The sequence below is a fragment of the Bacteroides sp. 1_1_30 genome, from assembly GCF_020982715.1.
In the GTDB taxonomy this organism is placed as follows: Bacteria; Bacteroidota; Bacteroidia; order Bacteroidales; family Bacteroidaceae; genus Bacteroides; species Bacteroides xylanisolvens.
Genome location: NZ_JAJKHN010000008.1, coordinates 21,806 through 39,871 on the forward strand (window position 1 = coordinate 21,806; position 18,066 = coordinate 39,871).

The 18,066-nt window shown below is 41.0% G+C and carries 17 protein-coding genes; 9 read left to right on the forward strand and 8 right to left on the reverse strand.

What is annotated here, in order from left to right; all coding sequences use genetic code 11:
• Window positions 1-62 precede the first annotated feature (62 nt).
• The 3 genes from LPH68_RS03300 (at window position 63) to LPH68_RS03310 (ending at window position 1,825) form a co-directional block, all read left to right on the forward strand.
• Window positions 63-749: a phosphatidylserine decarboxylase family protein gene (locus LPH68_RS03300; RefSeq protein WP_004316298.1), complete on the forward strand. Its 687-nt coding sequence runs from the start codon at window positions 63-65 to the stop codon at window positions 747-749.
• 10 nt (window positions 750-759) lie between these two features.
• Window positions 760-1,467, forward strand: coding sequence for a CDP-diacylglycerol--serine O-phosphatidyltransferase (gene pssA, locus LPH68_RS03305; protein WP_008025067.1), 708 nt, complete (start codon window positions 760-762; stop codon window positions 1,465-1,467).
• 67 nt (window positions 1,468-1,534) lie between these two features.
• Window positions 1,535-1,825 carry a DUF4834 family protein gene (locus LPH68_RS03310; protein WP_004316302.1) on the forward strand — a complete coding sequence of 97 codons (291 nt, stop codon included), beginning with the start codon at window positions 1,535-1,537 and terminating at the stop codon, window positions 1,823-1,825.
• A 14-nt stretch (window positions 1,826-1,839) separates the two neighbouring features.
• On the opposite strand, the gene LPH68_RS03315 is transcribed toward LPH68_RS03310, so the two are convergent.
• Together LPH68_RS03315 and LPH68_RS03320 are read right to left on the reverse strand one after the other, a co-directional pair.
• Window positions 1,840-2,277: a nucleoside deaminase gene (locus tag LPH68_RS03315; protein WP_008640836.1), complete on the reverse strand. Its 438-nt coding sequence runs from the start codon at window positions 2,275-2,277 to the stop codon at window positions 1,840-1,842.
• Window positions 2,278-2,303: 26 nt separating this feature from the next.
• Window positions 2,304-2,537, reverse strand: a complete 234-nt coding sequence (locus LPH68_RS03320) for a hypothetical protein (RefSeq protein WP_004299215.1) — start codon at window positions 2,535-2,537, stop codon at window positions 2,304-2,306.
• Window positions 2,538-2,604: 67 nt separating this feature from the next.
• Here LPH68_RS03320 and LPH68_RS03325 point away from each other — a divergent pair, with 67 nt between their 5' ends.
• The 4 genes from LPH68_RS03325 (at window position 2,605) to LPH68_RS03340 (ending at window position 5,557) form a co-directional block, all read left to right on the forward strand.
• Window positions 2,605-2,970: a YraN family protein gene (locus LPH68_RS03325; protein WP_008025070.1), complete on the forward strand. Its 366-nt coding sequence runs from the start codon at window positions 2,605-2,607 to the stop codon at window positions 2,968-2,970.
• A gap of 114 nt (window positions 2,971-3,084) precedes the next feature.
• A complete protein-coding gene (locus tag LPH68_RS03330) occupies window positions 3,085-3,441 on the forward strand; it encodes an MmcQ/YjbR family DNA-binding protein (protein WP_004316305.1) in 357 nt (118 codons plus the stop codon).
• The gene (locus LPH68_RS03335) at window positions 3,425-4,183 is read left to right on the forward strand and encodes a biotin--[acetyl-CoA-carboxylase] ligase (RefSeq protein ID WP_008640835.1); all 759 of its coding nucleotides are present in this window, start codon (window positions 3,425-3,427) and stop codon (window positions 4,181-4,183) included. Before LPH68_RS03330 ends, LPH68_RS03335 begins: the two co-directional genes overlap by 17 nt.
• A 66-nt stretch (window positions 4,184-4,249) precedes the next feature.
• Window positions 4,250-5,557, forward strand: coding sequence for a zinc-dependent metalloproteinase lipoprotein (locus tag LPH68_RS03340; RefSeq protein WP_008640834.1), 1,308 nt, complete (start codon window positions 4,250-4,252; stop codon window positions 5,555-5,557).
• A gap of 30 nt (window positions 5,558-5,587) precedes the next feature.
• Here the strand turns inward: LPH68_RS03340 and LPH68_RS03345 are convergent, their stop codons facing one another.
• Window positions 5,588-6,271, reverse strand: coding sequence for a lipopolysaccharide assembly protein LapB (locus LPH68_RS03345; RefSeq protein WP_032811122.1), 684 nt, complete (start codon window positions 6,269-6,271; stop codon window positions 5,588-5,590).
• Between the two features lie 112 nt (window positions 6,272-6,383).
• Here LPH68_RS03345 and LPH68_RS03350 point away from each other — a divergent pair, with 112 nt between their 5' ends.
• Window positions 6,384-7,712, forward strand: coding sequence for an MATE family efflux transporter (locus LPH68_RS03350; RefSeq protein ID WP_141408428.1), 1,329 nt, complete (start codon window positions 6,384-6,386; stop codon window positions 7,710-7,712).
• A 54-nt stretch (window positions 7,713-7,766) separates the two neighbouring features.
• Complete coding sequence (gene pyrH, locus LPH68_RS03355) at window positions 7,767-8,477, forward strand: UMP kinase (RefSeq protein ID WP_004299207.1); 711 nt, start codon at window positions 7,767-7,769, stop codon at window positions 8,475-8,477.
• 172 nt (window positions 8,478-8,649) lie between these two features.
• On the opposite strand, the gene LPH68_RS03360 is transcribed toward pyrH, so the two are convergent.
• The 5 genes from LPH68_RS03360 to LPH68_RS03380 are packed head-to-tail and all read right to left on the reverse strand — an operon-like array spanning window position 8,650 to window position 18,058.
• On the reverse strand, window positions 8,650-10,203 hold the full coding sequence (locus LPH68_RS03360) for a hypothetical protein (protein WP_004316311.1): 1,554 nt from the start codon (window positions 10,201-10,203) through the stop codon (window positions 8,650-8,652).
• Between the two features lie 10 nt (window positions 10,204-10,213).
• Window positions 10,214-11,626: an agarase gene (locus LPH68_RS03365; RefSeq protein WP_074911095.1), complete on the reverse strand. Its 1,413-nt coding sequence runs from the start codon at window positions 11,624-11,626 to the stop codon at window positions 10,214-10,216.
• A gap of 3 nt (window positions 11,627-11,629) precedes the next feature.
• Window positions 11,630-14,293: a glycoside hydrolase family 2 TIM barrel-domain containing protein gene (locus LPH68_RS03370; protein WP_151923036.1), complete on the reverse strand. Its 2,664-nt coding sequence runs from the start codon at window positions 14,291-14,293 to the stop codon at window positions 11,630-11,632.
• 11 nt (window positions 14,294-14,304) lie between these two features.
• A complete protein-coding gene (locus LPH68_RS03375; protein ID WP_151923037.1) occupies window positions 14,305-16,419 on the reverse strand; it encodes a BACON domain-containing protein in 2,115 nt (704 codons plus the stop codon).
• A gap of 25 nt (window positions 16,420-16,444) precedes the next feature.
• Window positions 16,445-18,058 carry a RagB/SusD family nutrient uptake outer membrane protein gene (locus LPH68_RS03380; protein WP_087320666.1) on the reverse strand — a complete coding sequence of 538 codons (1,614 nt, stop codon included), beginning with the start codon at window positions 18,056-18,058 and terminating at the stop codon, window positions 16,445-16,447.
• Between the last annotated feature and the right edge of the window lie 8 nt (window positions 18,059-18,066).

Sequence of the window (18,066 nt, forward strand, 5' to 3'; positions counted from 1 at the left end):
ATTTACTTGCTGATTTTTTAAATTAAGTATATTTTTGCAGACAATATCATTAAACAGCATTCATGGGCCGACTAAAGAAATTGAAGAAAATACGTATTCACCGCGAAGGAACACATATATTATGGGCAAGCTTTTTGCTATTGCTATTGATTAATGCAGCTCTTTATTGGGGAATCGATTGCAAAATACCTTTTTATGTGGTAGCAGTAGCGAGTATAGCAGTCTATCTGCTGATGGTGAATTTCTTTCGATGTCCGATCCGTCTCTTCGGACAGGACACTGAAAAGATTGTCGTAGCACCCGCCGATGGAAAAATCGTCGTCATCGAAGAAGTGGATGAAAACGAATATTTCCATGACCGCCGCTTAATGGTATCTATTTTCATGAGCATCGTGAATGTACACGCCAACTGGTATCCGGTAGATGGTACTATTAAAAAGGTAGCGCATCATAATGGCAATTTTATGAAAGCATGGCTGCCGAAAGCCAGCACAGAAAACGAACGTTCTACGGTAGTGATCGAAACTCCGGAAGGAGTGGAAATACTCACCCGGCAAATCGCCGGAGCAGTGGCACGCCGTATTGTCACCTACGCTGAAGTAGGAGAAGAATGTTATATTGACGAACACATGGGATTTATCAAATTCGGTTCCCGCGTGGATGTGTATTTACCCATTGGCACGGAGATTTGTGTCAAAATGGGACAATTAACGACCGGTAACCAAACGGTTATCGCCAAACTCAAATAATTCTGTCACAATGACAAACGTTATTAAAAATAGTATTCCGAATACCGTAACCTGCCTGAACCTTTTCTCCGGTTGTATTGCTTGCGTCATGGCTTTTGAAGCAAAATATGAACTGGCTCTACTTTTCATCGCTTTAAGTTCTATTTTTGATTTCTTTGATGGATTGTTGGCTCGTGCACTCAATGCACATTCCATTATCGGAAAAGATCTGGATTCATTGGCAGATGATGTCAGCTTCGGAGTTGCTCCCTCACTGATCGTATTCTCCTTGTTCAAAGAAATGTACTATCCGGCAAATATGGAGTTCATCGCTCCTTATCTACCCTATTTGGCATTCTTGATTTCTGTTTTTTCTGCCTTGCGCCTGGCTAAATTCAACAATGACACACGGCAGACCAGCTCTTTTGTCGGACTCCCAGTACCAGCCAATGCTCTGTTTTGGGGCTCATTAGTGGCAGGGGCACATGACTTCCTGATATCAGACAACTGCCATCCTGTCTACCTTCTTATACTTGTCTGTCTGTTTTCCGGATTACTGGTATCAGAAATACCGATGTTTTCTTTGAAATTTAAAAACCTGTCATGGAATGACAACAAAATAAGTTTTATATTCCTGATTATCTGCATTCCTCTTCTTCTACTTCTTGGAATTAGCAGTTTTGCCGCCATTATTGTATGGTATATTTTACTTTCACTTTTTACAAGAAAAAGTAAATAAACAATCTCTTGGCACGTTTGTTGTACTATGAGTTTTATCAAAGTAACAACATAAAAATCATAGTCCGATGCATATACTTTTATTCATACTCATTTTTATCATTGCCATTTTCGTATTTGGCCTTTCTATTGTCGGCTTCATATTAAGAACGATTTTCGGATTAGGACGTAGTTCATCTTCATCCCGCCCGAAACAAACGGAATCAGGACGTACAAGCCAACAAAGCTATAACCAAACGAATCGCCGTTCAAATGATGATGAAGAAGAAATATATTCCGAGAATGTTCCGGAGAAAAGACATAAAAAAATATTCACTCAGGATGATGGCGAATATGTAGATTTTGAGGAAATCAAATAGCCATTACACTGCTTTCATTTCCGTTTCGCTGCAAAGAACTCTTTCATTAGTGCAGCGCATTCGTCAGCCATTATCCCTTTTACAACCACTGTTTTAGGATGTAGAGCCGAACCGGCATATTTCTGATAGCCGCGTTTTTCATCTTCGGCACCAAACACAAGCTTGCCTGTTTGCGCCCAAGCAATAGCCCCTGCGCACATCACGCAAGGCTCAACGGTGACATACAGGGTACATTCGTTCAAATACTTACCACCAAGCACGTTGGCAGCAGCCGTAATAGCCTGCATCTCGGCATGAGCCGTTACATCATTCAATGTTTCTGTGAGATTATGGGCACGCGCAATAATCCGCTCTTTACAAACCACGACAGCTCCAACGGGAACTTCTCCCCGCTCGGCAGCCTTACCTGCCTCTATCAAAGCTTGTTTCATGAAGTAAATATCGTCCAGCATTCCCCTCTTTAATTTTTAATTTTCAACTATCGCCTCATATCATGTTCACCAAAAAGGGTGGGATAATCTTCTTCCATATTCTTATGGATAAACATGAGAATTGTTTCACGAAGCCAACGTGACTTGTTCGTTATCTTATATTTCTCAAGATAACGATCTACAATCAGCTGTTCTTCGTCGCTCAATAAAATGCTCATCCGTCGTTCCCTTTTGGTACATTCGACATGCATTTTCAGGCACTTCTTACTCCTTTTTCTCATATCTTCTGCAAAATTACTTTTACTTCTGTAAAAACAAAGAATAAAAGCAGTAAATTTGCAAAAAAAGATGGCTGAACATAATGATTTAGGAAAATCCGGAGAAAATGCCGCCGTAGCTTATCTTGAGCAGAAAGGTTATCTTATTCGTGACCGGAATTGGAGAAGAGGACATTTCGAACTGGACATTGTAGCTGCAAAAGACAATGAACTAATTGTAGTAGAAGTGAAGACGCGCAGTGACACTCTGTTTGCAGCCCCGGAAGATGCTGTAGATTTACCCAAAATAAAACGTACAGTACGTGCAGCAGATGCCTATATCAGATTGTTTCAGATTGACACTCCTGTACGCTTCGATATCATCACTGTAGTAGGCAACGACGGGAATTTCAAGGTTGAACACATAGAGGAAGCATTTTATCCTCCTTTATATTAAAGAAAGCTGTGGATTTAGATATTCATCATTATAAAAGCCGTGAAATTCGTGCAATCTGCGCTTTAATTTATGATATAACCAATTATGAAAACATACTATAATTATTAATTCATTATGAATGTAGAAACTGTCAGAGAATACTGCTTGAACAAGAAAGGAGTCACCGAATCTTTTCCTTTCGATGATGTATCACTGGTTGTAAAGGTAATGAACAAGATGTTTGCTCTCATTGACCTGGAAGAAGCTAATCACATCGCACTAAAATGTGATCCGGAAAAAGCAATCGAATTGCGTGAACATTATTCGGGAATTGAAGGGGCTTATCATTTTAATAAAAAGTACTGGAATAGTGTCCGCTTTGACAGTGACGTAGACGATAAATTGATGAAAGAGCTTATTGACCACTCTTATGATGAGGTAATCAAGAAATTTACTAAAAAGTTACGCGCAGAATATGATGCCCTCCCCTGATACATTCCCGGTTCCATTGATTCATATCAACGAGACGAACTCTACCAACAATTATCTGCAATCTCTCTGTTCTGAACAGAAAGTGGAGGAACTAACTGTCGTTGTCGCCGATTTTCAAACTTCCGGTCGGGGACAGCGTGGAAATTCGTGGGAATCAGATCCTGGCAAGAATCTTCTTTTCAGCACCGTTATCTTCCCCGAGTTTTTGGAAGCACGACGTCAGTTTCTTATTTCACAAGTTATCTCTTTAGCCATTAAAGAAGAATTAGATACTTATACCACCGACATTTCTATCAAATGGCCGAATGATATTTATTGGAAAGAAAAAAAAATATGTGGGATGTTGATAGAAAACGATCTAATGGGGCGGAACATCAGTCAGAGCATTGTAGGAATCGGAATCAATATTAACCAGGAAGCATTTCACGGCGCAGCTCCCAATCCTGTTTCGATTTATCAAATCACAGGAAAGCAATATGATATTTTTGAGATACTGAAAAATATCATGCTACGCATCCAGTCTTATTATTGCCAGCTTAAAAAGGATGATACAACATCAATCGTTACCCGATATACAGAATCGCTTTTCAGAAAGGACGGGATGCATCGATACAAAGATGCTGACGGAGAGTTCCTTGCACAGATTGTATGTGTAGAGCCCGAAGGAAAATTAATTTTGGAAGATGAGATACAGACAAAAAGAGGCTATATGTTTAAAGAAGTGGAATATTTATTGAAATAAGTAATATACAAACTGATTAAAACATTATCTTTGAAGCCGATGTTCTATATAAAAACTCTCTCATTTATGAAAACTAGATTAATATTCCTGCTTCCATTACTATGGATGCTAATAGGTTGTAGTGATTCAAATTCTGATTCAGCAACTCTAGAAATTTCCCAATCTACATTTGATAATATTAATTCGGAAGGAAGTATTATAAAAGTATCTGTTACATGCAATTCTACTTGGAGGACGATCAGTAATCAAAGTTGGTGTATTCCAAACCTGCAAAATGGTAGTAATGACGGAGAACTCGTTTTGACCATACATGCCAATACCACTTCCAAAGAAAGAAGTGCGACTGTTACCATTATAGCAAAAAAAACAAATAAAACTATTAAAATAACCCAATCCCCTTCTACAAGTACAACTGGCGAACATCATTACAGACTACCCGTTATATTCCACGTCCTTTATGAAGACCCTGATAATAGAAAGCAATACGTAGATGAAGGGCGCCTTGCTCAAATCATTAACGCTTGTAATTTGCGATATAAAAATAAAATGTATCAAAACGCAAGCCATAATATTAGTCAGGATATGAATCTTGAATTTGTTATGGCAACAGAAAAGCCGGATGGAACTACTTTAGAGGAAGCTGGTGTTGAACGAATAAAATGGGAAACAACCCTTCCTATGTCTTGCGAACAATTTATGGATGGAGAAGATAAAAGTCAAGCTAAGAAATATGCGAAAATGCTATGGAATCCTAAAGTATATATCAATATCTTTGTATACCCATTTAGCGAAAAAAATATTTTAGGAATTGCACATTTACCTTATTATTTATCATCATATCCGTTAGAGGGCTTAAACAAAGGAGATTATTTCTTAAGCCATGAAGTGGAATATCCTCACTGCGTCTCTATTAATAGTAATTATATTTATGTAAACAGTAATAATGAATACTACTACACGACCGATGTTTACAATACTCTCGCACATGAATTAGGACATTATCTTGGACTACATCATGCTTTCTCTGAGGATGGAGATAATACAGATTTGTGTGAAGATACTGATTATTGTACAGATACTCCGACTTACAACATTACTAAATATACAGAGTGGATTAATGGTATAGATAATCCAGATAAGTATTCCTTTGATGAGTTGTGTACAAGAACAAACTGTGAAGGCAGTACCTTTATTTCTCACAATATCATGGACTATGCTTTTTGTTATTCAGACCAATTTACATTCCAGCAACGCAAGCGTATCCGCCACGTATTATCTTACAGTCCTCTTATTCCCGGAGTAAAAAAATACACATCAACAGATACCCGCTCATTAAGCTGTGATGAACAGCCACCTATACAATTTAGATATTAGTATTTGAATAAGCTAAAAGAGGTGAACCGCTTAGCGATTCACCTCTTTTTCTATCCTCAATATCTTATCCAATGTCTTTTGAGCTTCTGTTGATGGAAAACGCAAAATAACTTTCTGCAAAGAGTTACGCGCTTTCTCATACCGGGTAGTGAACAACTTCGATAATCCATCCCGGTAGCGGGCATACTGCATTTTAGTGGGAGAAGAAAGTTTTTTATAATCCGTCTCTAACTTTTTTTTCTCCTGTTCTGCTGTCAAATAATAATAGTTTCCTAAAAAGATATTAGCCGCCAGATTATCCGCCTCAAGTTGCAATATTTTTTCGTACATACGCAAAGCATCTTTCTCCTGCCCACGACATACCTGCATTTCTGCGCAAGCTTCCAAACAATCTACATTATTAGGAGTCTTTTGCAGTAATTCCTTGTAAAATAAATAGGCTTTGTCGTAATTCCGATTCTTTTTATAGGCAAGCGCTAATTCTGTAGCCAGTTTGGAGCTAATTTCACTATTCTTGTCTACATTCGTCCAATAATACATTTCCGTACGGTCTATATTCAGAGCGATAGTCTGCCGGAAATAGCTCACAGCCTGCCCATTCTGCCCTGCCTCAATGGCAGCAGACACTTTTTGTAACATCTCATCAACCGACTGCGCATTCAGTACCAGCGGCAATGAAAATAAAGAGATAAGAAAAATAGTTAAGGTCCTCATAATCCATCTGATTGCTATTTAGTTCGTGACACACAAAGATACAATAAAAAAATAAAAAATGTACCTTTGTTCGCGAAAAGAACAATCAAATTGATAAAAGTGTTTTTATACAATGACAGATAAAAAAAAATCCTCCGTAAACAGACGAATATTACAGATAGCCATCCCATCGATTATATCGAATATTACCGTTCCGCTACTGGGACTTATCGATGTCACGATTGTAGGACATCTCGGTTCTCCGGCGTACATTGGAGCCATTGCAGTAGGGGGAATGTTATTCAATATTATCTACTGGATTTTTGGATTCCTGCGCATGGGAACAAGCGGAATGACTTCACAAGCGTACGGTCAGCATGATTTAAACGAAATCACCCGGTTACTACTACGTTCTGTTGGAGTAGGATTATTTATAGCACTTTGCCTGTTGATACTCCAATACCCTATTCTGAAACTGGCATTTACACTGATACAAACCACACCGGAGGTCAAGCAACTGGCAACAACCTATTTCTACATCTGCATTTGGGGAGCCCCAGCCACATTAGGGCTTTATGGATTCGCCGGCTGGTTTATCGGGATGCAGAATTCACGCTTTCCCATGTATATCGCTATCACTCAAAATATTGTCAACATTGTAGCCAGTCTATGTTTTGTCTACTTATTGGACATGAAAGTAGCAGGAGTGGCAACAGGGACTTTAATTGCCCAATATGCAGGTTTCTTCATGGCTATTTTGTTATACATGCGTTACTATAGTGTGCTTAAAAAACGAATCATATGGAAAGAAATCATACAGAAACAAGCCATGTACCGTTTCTTTCAAGTCAACCGGGACATATTCTTCCGTACCCTCTGCCTTGTTATAGTCACTATGTTTTTTACCTCTGCAGGAGCCGCCCAAGGAGAAATCGTATTAGCCGTAAACACCTTGCTCATGCAATTATTTACTTTGTTTTCGTACATTATGGACGGATTTGCTTATGCCGGTGAAGCACTAGCCGGCCGTTACATTGGTGCCAAAAACCAAACAGGCTTACGTAACACAGTACATCATCTTTTCTATTGGGGATTCGGTCTTTCACTGGTATTCACGATTCTCTATGCAGCTGGCGGAAAAGAATTCCTGGGATTACTAACCAATGACACTTCAGTAATCAGCGCTTCAGACACTTATTTTTACTGGGCACTCATTATTCCGTTAGCCGGTTTCTCCGCTTTCTTATGGGATGGCATTTTTATCGGTGCCACTGCTACCCGGCAGATGCTTTACTCCATGTTAGTTGCCTCTGCCAGCTTCTTTGGAGTCTATTACGCTTTCCATCCCCTTTTAGGAAATCATGCCCTGTGGCTGGCTTTTCTCGTTTATCTTTCATTGCGGGGAATTGTACAAACCCTTTTGGGAAGACAAATAATGAAAAAAGTAATCGCATCCCGGTGAGGCTATCCGATAAATTATCTCTATATTTGCGGCAAACAATAAAAAGCAAAAGGTATGGCAAAGTATAAAAGAATCTTACTAAAGCTTAGTGGAGAGAGCTTAATGGGCGAAAAGCAATATGGCATTGATGAAAAAAGACTGGCAGAATATGCTGAACAAATCAAAGAAATCCACCAGCAAGGGGTACAGATTGGTATCGTTATCGGAGGAGGCAATATATTTCGCGGACTAAGCGGAGCCAATAAAGGTTTTGATCGTGTGAAAGGAGACCAAATGGGAATGTTGGCTACCGTAATCAACAGTCTCGCTCTAAGTTCTGCTCTTGTGGCTACCGGCGTAAAGGCACGTGTGTTGACAGCAGTCCGGATGGAACCTATCGGTGAATTCTACAGTAAATGGAAAGCTATCGAATGTATGGAGAACGGCGAAGTAGTCATTATGTCCGCTGGAACGGGAAATCCTTTCTTTACTACTGACACCGGTTCTTCACTTAGAGGCATAGAAATCGAAGCAGACGTTATGCTGAAAGGTACTCGTGTAGATGGTATTTACACAGCTGACCCCGAAAAAGATCCTACCGCTACCAAATTCGATGATATTACATACGATGAGGTACTGAAACGTGGTTTGAAAGTCATGGATTTGACAGCGACTTGTATGTGTAAAGAAAACAATCTGCCAATCGTCGTATTTGATATGGACACAGTAGGCAACTTAAAGAAGGTTATCAGTGGAGAAGAGATAGGTACGTTAGTACATAACTAATATTTCACTACCGATATTCATTTGTCTATCAGATGATACTCTACTCTGATAAAACATTGATTATTCATTAAAAAATAAGAAGTGCGAATTTTGCAGTATAGCTTTAACCAAAACTAATCCTGTAAAATTCGCACTTTGTTTTTCCTCTCAAATATTATATAGAAACAAACACCTATTTATCAAAATACTGAATCAAATCATACGCATTAAAATTCAATTCGCGGGCAAAGAAAGATAGATAAGGAAAGAGTTGATAAGAATTATCATAAAGACCTTTATTAGCAGGTTTCGACGAATTGTCCGTACCATCATCATCCTGGTATTTGAACCAATGCCATCCGATACAATTCTTAGCTTCAAGCAATCCTAATGTAAAATGCTGATAAGCATAAGCTCTCTCGTTTTGTGTAGGGACAGAATATCCGGCTCCCGACTGGTTATTCAGATCAGAATCCTCCACCCCTTTCGTATAAAACTCACTTACAAGAAACGGTTTGTCCGCCCAATTAGCCCAATCAGCAATCGCTGTTGTCAGTTCAGGACTCCAACGGCTATAATAGTTGATAGAAATAACATCACAATATTTTCCGGCAGCTCTCACTACTCCTTCCATATATTTAGGAGTTCCATGTAATCTTGTTCCCAGATAAAGCAACTTATCATCTACTTTCTTCACTGCCTCTTTCACTGCTTTATAATATTTCTCTGCTACAATCCCGGCAAACTCATTATTCAAGTCATCCGTCACATTTTGCGTACCTTTAGAATCCATAAAAGCTTTCGCCGCAACATAAGCCGGATCACTTGAGTTACTGATAGCCAGAAAACGATCTAAAATCCGAGAACTGTTTGAAGAGAAGTTTATCTCATTATCAGAAAAGAAACCTAACACATTAGGATCCCGCAAATAATCTGCGAAAGCACTACCTGCCAAATATGATTCACACCATTCACTCCATCCATTATAAAACACAAGACCTGCCGCGTTATCATCGCTTCCTCCGGGATAACTATAAGACTTCGCACTCTTGAACTGGCTTAGAAAAGCAAATGAAGGCGCCAAAGTTAACGGACTGCTCGGATTGGAAGCATTATGAGTCTGAATCAGTGAATAAGTTCCTGTGCAGAAAGCACCTGTACCGTGAAAGCCGATCTCACTCAATTCACGTTGAGTAATAGATAACCATTTCTCATCAGTTCCAAACCTGCTATTCCAGGCCGTTTTATTACGACTGGAAGTTCCCTTACGCAAAGAAGTCGCACTACGTTCCAGATGCAGACAACCTTCCGGATCAACCAACCACCAACGTCCGTCTATTTTCTTCGTATAAAATCTTCCCGTAGCCGCCTGTTTCGGAAGCGTAGTCGAACTTCCGTATTTATTAACCGACTCCTGATACGCTTTCAACGTTTTAATAGCCGGTTTATACCCGTCCATATACGCAATAATACGTGTATTCTCTGTTTTCCAACTGGATATAGGCGGATAAGCACTGGAATACTTAACACTGATAGGGCGATACATATTGGCATTTAATGACGGAGTATACATCACAGAAGCTCCGGGAGCAGGCAAATCCTCCGGATATTCCGACTCTACATCTCCCCCTCCCATCACTATGTCAGGAGGCATAAAATTAGGATCTTTATCATCATCATCCGTACAAGACACCATAGGAATAGAACTTATAAACAGAAAAGTTCCCAATATAAATAGTTTTTTCATGGTATGTATTTTATTTATTATTAGTTGATTGTTGGTCGAACCAGTCAGCCAAACGATAAGCGTTGATATTCAATTCTTTCATAGCATCGCCCAACGGTTTATAAAGATTGTATTCATTATCTACCAGCCCTTTGTTAGAGTCCAGATTCGAAGGATCTACCCCTTTTGCCGTCGGATCATTATCCTGATAACGGAACCAATGCCATCCGACACAATTCCCACTTTCCAATAATCCTAAAACAAAATGCTGGTAGGCATATCCACGTTCCTGCTGGGTTTGAACGGTAAAACCTGCCCCTGTTGTGTTTGCCAGCCCAGAATCCATTCCTTTCGTATAAAATTCCGTGATGATGAAAGGTTTTTGAGCCCATTCGCCCCAATGCTTCATGGTCTTCTCACTCGGTGTCCATGCACCATAGTAGTTAATAGCAACGACATCACAATACCTGCCTGCCGCTTCCACAATCTGGCGGACAAACTTAGGTTTTCCATGTAGACGACTACCTAAATAAAGGTGATTGGGATCATACTTCCGAATCGCTTCCGACACCACTTTGTAGTATCGTTCCGCTACTACCCCCGCAAACTCTTCCCGATGTTCGTCCGTAATTTGCTGCAAAGTAATACCCTGCTGTTTCAACCAGGATTCTGCATACAATCTTCCCGGATCATTGGGATTCTTCAAAGTCAGATACCCCTCCAGATTCTTCGGCCCGAACGGCAGTTCATTATCCGAAAAATAGCCGATGATATTTTTATCCGTTTTATTTGCGACCAGTTTTTGTGCCATCTCATCGCAATAGGTTTCGAACTCCGGGTCAAAAACGAAAATACACTGATTAGGATATCCCGTATTACCAGGTAACTGATAAGTTCCTCCTCGTTTCTTCCCATATCCACTCATCAGGTTCAGAATGATTGAGCGAGTCAGTACCTCCTTATGAGAGGCATTGTAAGAGGCAATAGCTTCTTCATTACTCCAGGAGCCGGTCCCGGAAAAACCCAGCGAATGAATCATCCGTGCCGTTCCTTCGATCCATTTTTCCTCCGTACCGAATTTGTCCAGCATTGCTTGTTTATTGCGTTCGGAAGTACCTAAACGTACTCCTACCACCACTTTCTGCAAATGCCGATACCCATCGGGATCAATCATCCACCATCGATTTCCAATACGTTCTACCCTGAAAAATCCTGTAGCCCGATACCTGGGAGCATCCAAATCACTTCCATACTTATTCACACGTACTTTACCAGTAGGTTTGAACCCATCCAATTGAGCAATAGTACGGGTATCATACTCTTTCCAAGGCAGATTTTTCTGTCCTTTCACCCACGGACGGGCAGTGACCTTAAATGTACGTCCCTGGGCATAACCAAACTGGGATAACAGCAGTAAAAACAATATAACTATACTATTTTTCATCATCTAATATTCTTTTACGATTCGTATTGCATTTAAAATGGGCACAGACTCCACCGCTCCAAAACGAACGACAAGCCCCTTTCCTTGTGAAACCGGAACAATATATTTCTTAATAACCGCACGTTCGGAACCGTATTCTTCTGCAATATTCAGTTGCTTGGCAACAGATACTCCATTTATATCCACAGAAAAGACCCGGTTAATATAGTCCTCCCTTACCACATCATTTCCTAAATTATACACCAAAGCCTCTCTTTTATTTTCAGAAGTAAGTTCTGTCCAATATAAATATACAGCATAAACACCATCCGGTACATCTGCCTTAAAAGCTTCAATACCTACTCGCTGTGTCTGGAAGACAGGATCCTGATCCGTCCCCAGTATATCTGTATCGCTGGCAGGCAAAGAGCCATAACGAGTTTTGTTCGGAGCCACTTCCCCACCAATATATCCCCATGAACCTTCTGCATAAGCCTGTTCGGGTATCCAGCACATCTCTGCTATCCGGTCCTCAAAATAGCGTCGAGCACCCAGTAATACATTGATTTCCGTAAAGCCATTCTTCACATTGACACATTTAAAATCACAGACATACTGGTCACGATATTCACGTCCCTCCTTTTCAATCACAGCATCCACCACATTCTTTCCGTTTACAAAAGAAATGTCCACGGAAACCACCTTATCTGCTACCGGATATACTCCCAAACTTTTTCCATTCAAAAAGACCTCCACCTTATCCGCGTTAGTATAAACTTTCAGCGGTTGCGTACAACTCTTTCCATCCCGACTGGCTCCTGCCCTATTCTTCCAAGATTTAGAAGCAATATGCAGGACAGGTGACTCTTTCAGATAAGCCTGATAAAGATAATATCCGTCCTTACGTTCTCTATCCGTACTTACCAACCCTTTATTGTTCACATGAGGCATAGCATTTCTTCTGGCTTCGGAATAAAAATCATTCAAATTCCAGACCATAGCCCCCACGATATAATCCCTCTTTAGAATTTCAGGCAAATAATGTTCATGATAGACAGAACCAAACTCACAACTAAAATCAAACCGCACCGGCGAAAAAGAATGAATACGAGTATCTACATCCGCCCCATATTCGGTAATAAGCAACGGTTTATGAGGAAACTCCTTGTGAAGTTCTTCCAGTTTCTCTTCAAATCCGCCCAAATTACCACCATACCATCCATTATAAAGATTAAATCCCAATAACATCGGCAATTCAGTAATCCCTGCTTCCTGATAGATTTGGGAAGCAGAATGACAAGGCAACATGGTATAGCGTTCCGAGTCCAGACTTCTGATCTGCGCCTCAACAGCCGAAGCTATTTGATGAAGAAACTTCATATATTCCGCCCGTTCTTTCTTGTTGTCAGGATTAAAGGGAGGACGCAAAAGCACTTCATTCATGTAAGCCCAAATGATGACAGACGGATAATTATAGTTCTGACAAACCATTTCCGTAGCCTGTTCCACACAGTTGTCCATAAACGCCCTACTTTGAGTAATGGCATTTACAATCGGAATTTCAACCGAAGTCAACAGCCCCAACTTATCACACATCTGCATCACAACCGGATCTTGCGGATAATGAGCCACTCGCAGGAAATTACTTCCCATATCCTTACTCAACTGTATATCCCGGATATGCATTTCATCCCGCAAGGCATTCCCCATTCCTTTGTAATCCTGATGCCGGCTGGTACCAATCAATTTCCGATATTTCCCGTTCAGGAAAAAACCTTTCTCCGCATCAAAATGATATTCACGGATTCCCAGCGGATTAACAACGCAATCGAGAACTTCTCCCTTTTTATTCTTCAAACGGCTATACACCTTATATAAATAAGGAGAATCAACATCCCACCGTTTGGGTTGCGCAATAGTCATCAACGCTTCAAAGGCTACATTCTTCTCTCCTGCTTTCACATTCACTTTCTTTGCGGAAAGTGCCACTCTATTACCGTCTGCATCCAAAATCTCCGTTTCAAGAATCAATGCCTGATTACTTTTCAAAGCATTGGACAAGAATGTTTTTGCACACACTTCCGCTTGAGCATCTGTTATCCCAACAGTTTTGAGATATACTCCACTGGAAGCATAATGGGTGGTAGATAGCTGCACGGGCGAAGTATACACCAGATAAACATCCCGATAAAGTCCGCCGAAGAAAGTGAAATCCGCCGAAAGAGGAGCAATATCCGGATTATAAGAGTTGTCAACACTCACTGCCACCAAATTGCATCCGGTATGAACATAGTCAGTCACATCAAACGTAAAAGCAGAATAACCACCTTTATGATTCCCTACCAACTTTCCATTCACAAATACATTTGTCTCCTGATTGGCTCCTTCAAAACAAAGATAAACTCTTTGACCTGCAATCAGTTCCTCCACTATCACGGCTTTCCTGTACCAGCCTTTTCCCCGGAAATAACCGGGGATTTCATCTTCTGCATCTTTTGCATTCCAAGTATGAGGAATGGAAACGTCAGTCCAACCGGACACATCAAAGTCAGCATCGAACGCGTCTCCCTCAAAAAGGGAGAATTTCCAGCCATCGTTGATCGTTTGCGTCACACGCTGACCGCAGACCGTGCCGGCAACAATCAATAACAAGCAGGCTAAGATTATTTTTCTATATACCTTATACATACCTAATACCATTATTTCGAGATTGAACGGACTGCACGAATATATCTTGCCCCAGACTTTTTCCCATTTGCTTTATCCCAAGCAAGCGGTTTTCCAAAACGTACATAAAATGCATTTGTACCACTTGACGTTTCACGACTAGCCCAATAAGAATCTCCGGTAGAAGATGCCGCTGCCGTATTCATAGCAGTTCCTCCTACATTAGTAACTATCAGATCCCATGCCGCACGATTTGCTTTCTCAAAATCAGTAATCGCATTCGGATTATCCTCCGTCGCATCTGCTACTTTAGTCCCATTATAGGTTTCAAACATCTGTTCCAGATCCGATCTTGTAGGCCAATACCATCCGGAACCTTTATCCATACAATATTTAAGAGCAGGCATTTCCGCTGCATTCGGCAATGCTGCCAAGGCAGTAGTATTTGCCAAACCGTCATCATTAGATAAAGTCACTCCGGTAGAAGCCGGAGAGCCTGCTGTAGACCATGCCAAATTCTCTCTGTCCAACGACATAATCTTAGCCTTACCACGATTAGTTGCATCTACCCAGAAAACAATGCCTCCTTTCAACGAACCATTATCCGCAATTACCTGTCCCACCGCAAACTCGGAACTTAAAAGTCCTCTCTGTGTAATCGTAACCTCTTGTTTAGGCGCATTCGCTCCGCTTCCGGCTGTTACCGTAGCAGTCGTTACCCGGCTAGAACTATTCAGATTGGGAGATAAAGTCCAAAAATAAAGAGTTTTACTTGTTACATCAACATACGCTTTCACCCAAGATTCATCAGTGATATTTATTGCAAATTCCGTCTCATCAGAAATCATTGTAATTACCTCTGATTTTGCTACCGCATCAGGCGTAATAGTCACCGCATTGGTACTCAATTCGAGCGAAGCGTCTCCCTCGGCAGCTACATTTTGATTCACTGTTACCTCCACTGCTTTTGCGGCTGCGCCAGTACCGGCTGTTATTGTAGCAATTGTCGTACGAATATTACCAGTGGTATTTTTTGATTTTGCCTTGAACGTAACTGTTGTGCCTGAAATAGTATATGAAAGCCAAGAATCATCTGCCAACACTACGCTGAATACACTCTTATTGGATGTCAACGTAACATTTGCTTCCGCTTCGTTAGCACCTTCCAATGTCACAGGATTGGGAGCCACCGTCAGAGTTGCCGGCTCTTCAGGATAAGTATAATCACCAATTGTGCGCATACATCTCACAAAACGGTTGGTAGCTGTTTTATTTCCTGCATCAGCACCAGACTTTCCGAAACGTACCCAATAAGCCTTATCCCCTGCTGCATTTTCCGTACTCGACCAATAGCTTTCCCCATTGCCCGAACCGGCAGCCTCGTTTATCACATCACCCTGCAAATCGGTCAACATCTTATCAAATGCCGCACGTGCCGCTTTTTCAACTTCCGTCAACTTATCAGGTACAACCGAAGCAAAATCCGGGTCAGCATGTCCAATACCGTTGTAAACATCAAACAACTCCCATAACTCATCACGTGCAGGCAGATACCATCCCTCACCCAACGACTGACAGTATGCCACTGCATCATTTGCAGCAGGAGCAGTAAACAAAGCCGTATTGGCATATCCATTCACTGTAGAAAGCGCATTATGAGACATCACAGAGGCCTCAAAAGGATTTCCTCCCTGACGTTTTACAGATACAGCTTTTCCTACCATCTTGTCCGAAGGATCCACCCAGAAAATCATACCGATACCATCATCTACACTTTGTCCTACCTTCAAAGAAAGGTCCGGTTCTTTGGAATCCTGTGTAACCGTCACTTCCACTGTATATGAACCGCAAGTCAGTTTCACGACAGTACTCCTTGCATCCTCACCGTCATTCTGCGTCAAGGCAGTGTATATTACACTTTTAGCGTTTATATCTACAGAAAGCCACTCCGCTTGATATTGAGCAACAACCTGACCGACATTAGTATATAATAGCGATGTAACGGAAGAACCCGCCGCTTTTGCCAGGTTTACTTTTGTATCTTTACAATTAAATTCAGGCATCACACGTACCGACGCATCATCGACACAGGAAAGCAGCCCCAGATTTAAAATCAATAACAGATATATTATTCTTTTCATACTCATTCATGTTTTTCAGATAATCAATCGCTTAATACCAATTCTCATTCTGTGGAAAATTCTCTTTTCCCATCAAGTCAATCTGCTCCTGTGGGATAGGCCAACATTCGTGCTTTCCAACTACAAAACTGGTACGACATTCCGCATAATCTTTATCTAAATAAGGATTTTCAGCTTTTGTCTCGCCATAATGCGCTTTCACTCTTTCACCCAAAAGCCCCAAACGTTTTAGTAAAGGCCAACGGACTCCCTCGAAGTTCAGTTCACGGGCATATTCATCCAAAAGAATATCTTGCGTCAGAGGTCCCGCAAATTTGTCATTCCCGGCACGTTCCCATGTTTTATTGTAACAGCGCAGAGCATCCGTGCTCATTCCTCCGTCACGGCGCATATACGCTTCTGCCGCCATTAAGTAAGTTTCAGCCAGTCGATAGACAATCAAATCCTTGAATCCCGTTGTCCGGTCCGGATTATCGGCCATAGTCCACTGGTCAAAGTATTTTTTCGACATGAAATGCAACGTCTCACAATAACTGGAACTTTTCGCAAGGGGAATCAATTCTCCATATTTAGGAGAATTAGGATCATTGTATTTGAAACGGTGTACGAACAATTCATTGTATCGTGTATCTTTAGCCTGATCATACAAACTCAATAAATAGGTATTCGGATAAATACGTCCCCAACCATATCCACCCTGATCGGCCGTATTGATACAACCTGCAATTTTATTGATTCGGGTAGTGGTCTGAATAGAGATACGATGTCCGGCAACCGGAGTTCCGGAACCTCCTCCACCCAAGTTTTGTGAATATTGGAAACTCCACAACACTTCCGGGGATTTCAAATCTGCGCTATTAAATACATTCTCGGCCTTCTTTTCCATTGAGTAAATGCCCTCCTGTTTAAAGATGTCTTCACATTCCTCAATGGCTGTATCCCAATCCGATTCCCACATGGCAACCTGTGCACGGACATGTTTGGCAGTCGCTTTCGTTACCCGTCCATACAATACATTTCCGTTATTTTGAGGAAGCGACCAGTCCAGACCTTTCATCGCATCATCCAAGTCAGTCGTCATCAATGTCATCAGTTCTTCATGAGAAGCCGGTTTATACTCCCGTTTCAGATTATCGACAGTGGTTGGAGTGACGTTCAGATAAAGGCGGTCAAAGCGTTTCCAAAGTTCAAAATAGCTCCGTCCTCTGAAGAATTTCGCTTCACTCCATGCGTGCAATACATCGCTGTCATCCAGTCCCAAGGCTTCTGCCGCTACAATAATTTCATTTGCTTTTCCGATAATCCCATAGTGATGTTTCCAGAACTTATTGACATCTCCAGTACTTGGAGTAAAACTTGTATTCAAACGTCCGATTGAGGTAGAAACACCTGCTCTAAGTATGGCAATATCCGTATTAAAGTCACACATGGTAACGATGTACAGATTAGATTCGTTATTATCCGCTCCACCCGGTAATTCACGTGCCAGGGAATACAATCCTGTAACGGCAGTATTCAACCCTTCGGGAGTAGTGAACAGATAATTATTCGTCACGTCTGTTTTTGATTCCAGATTTAATAAATCCGAGCAGGAAGCGGTCAACATTCCGCAAATGACAAAGGCTGTATATATTAACTTTTTCATAAGGATTC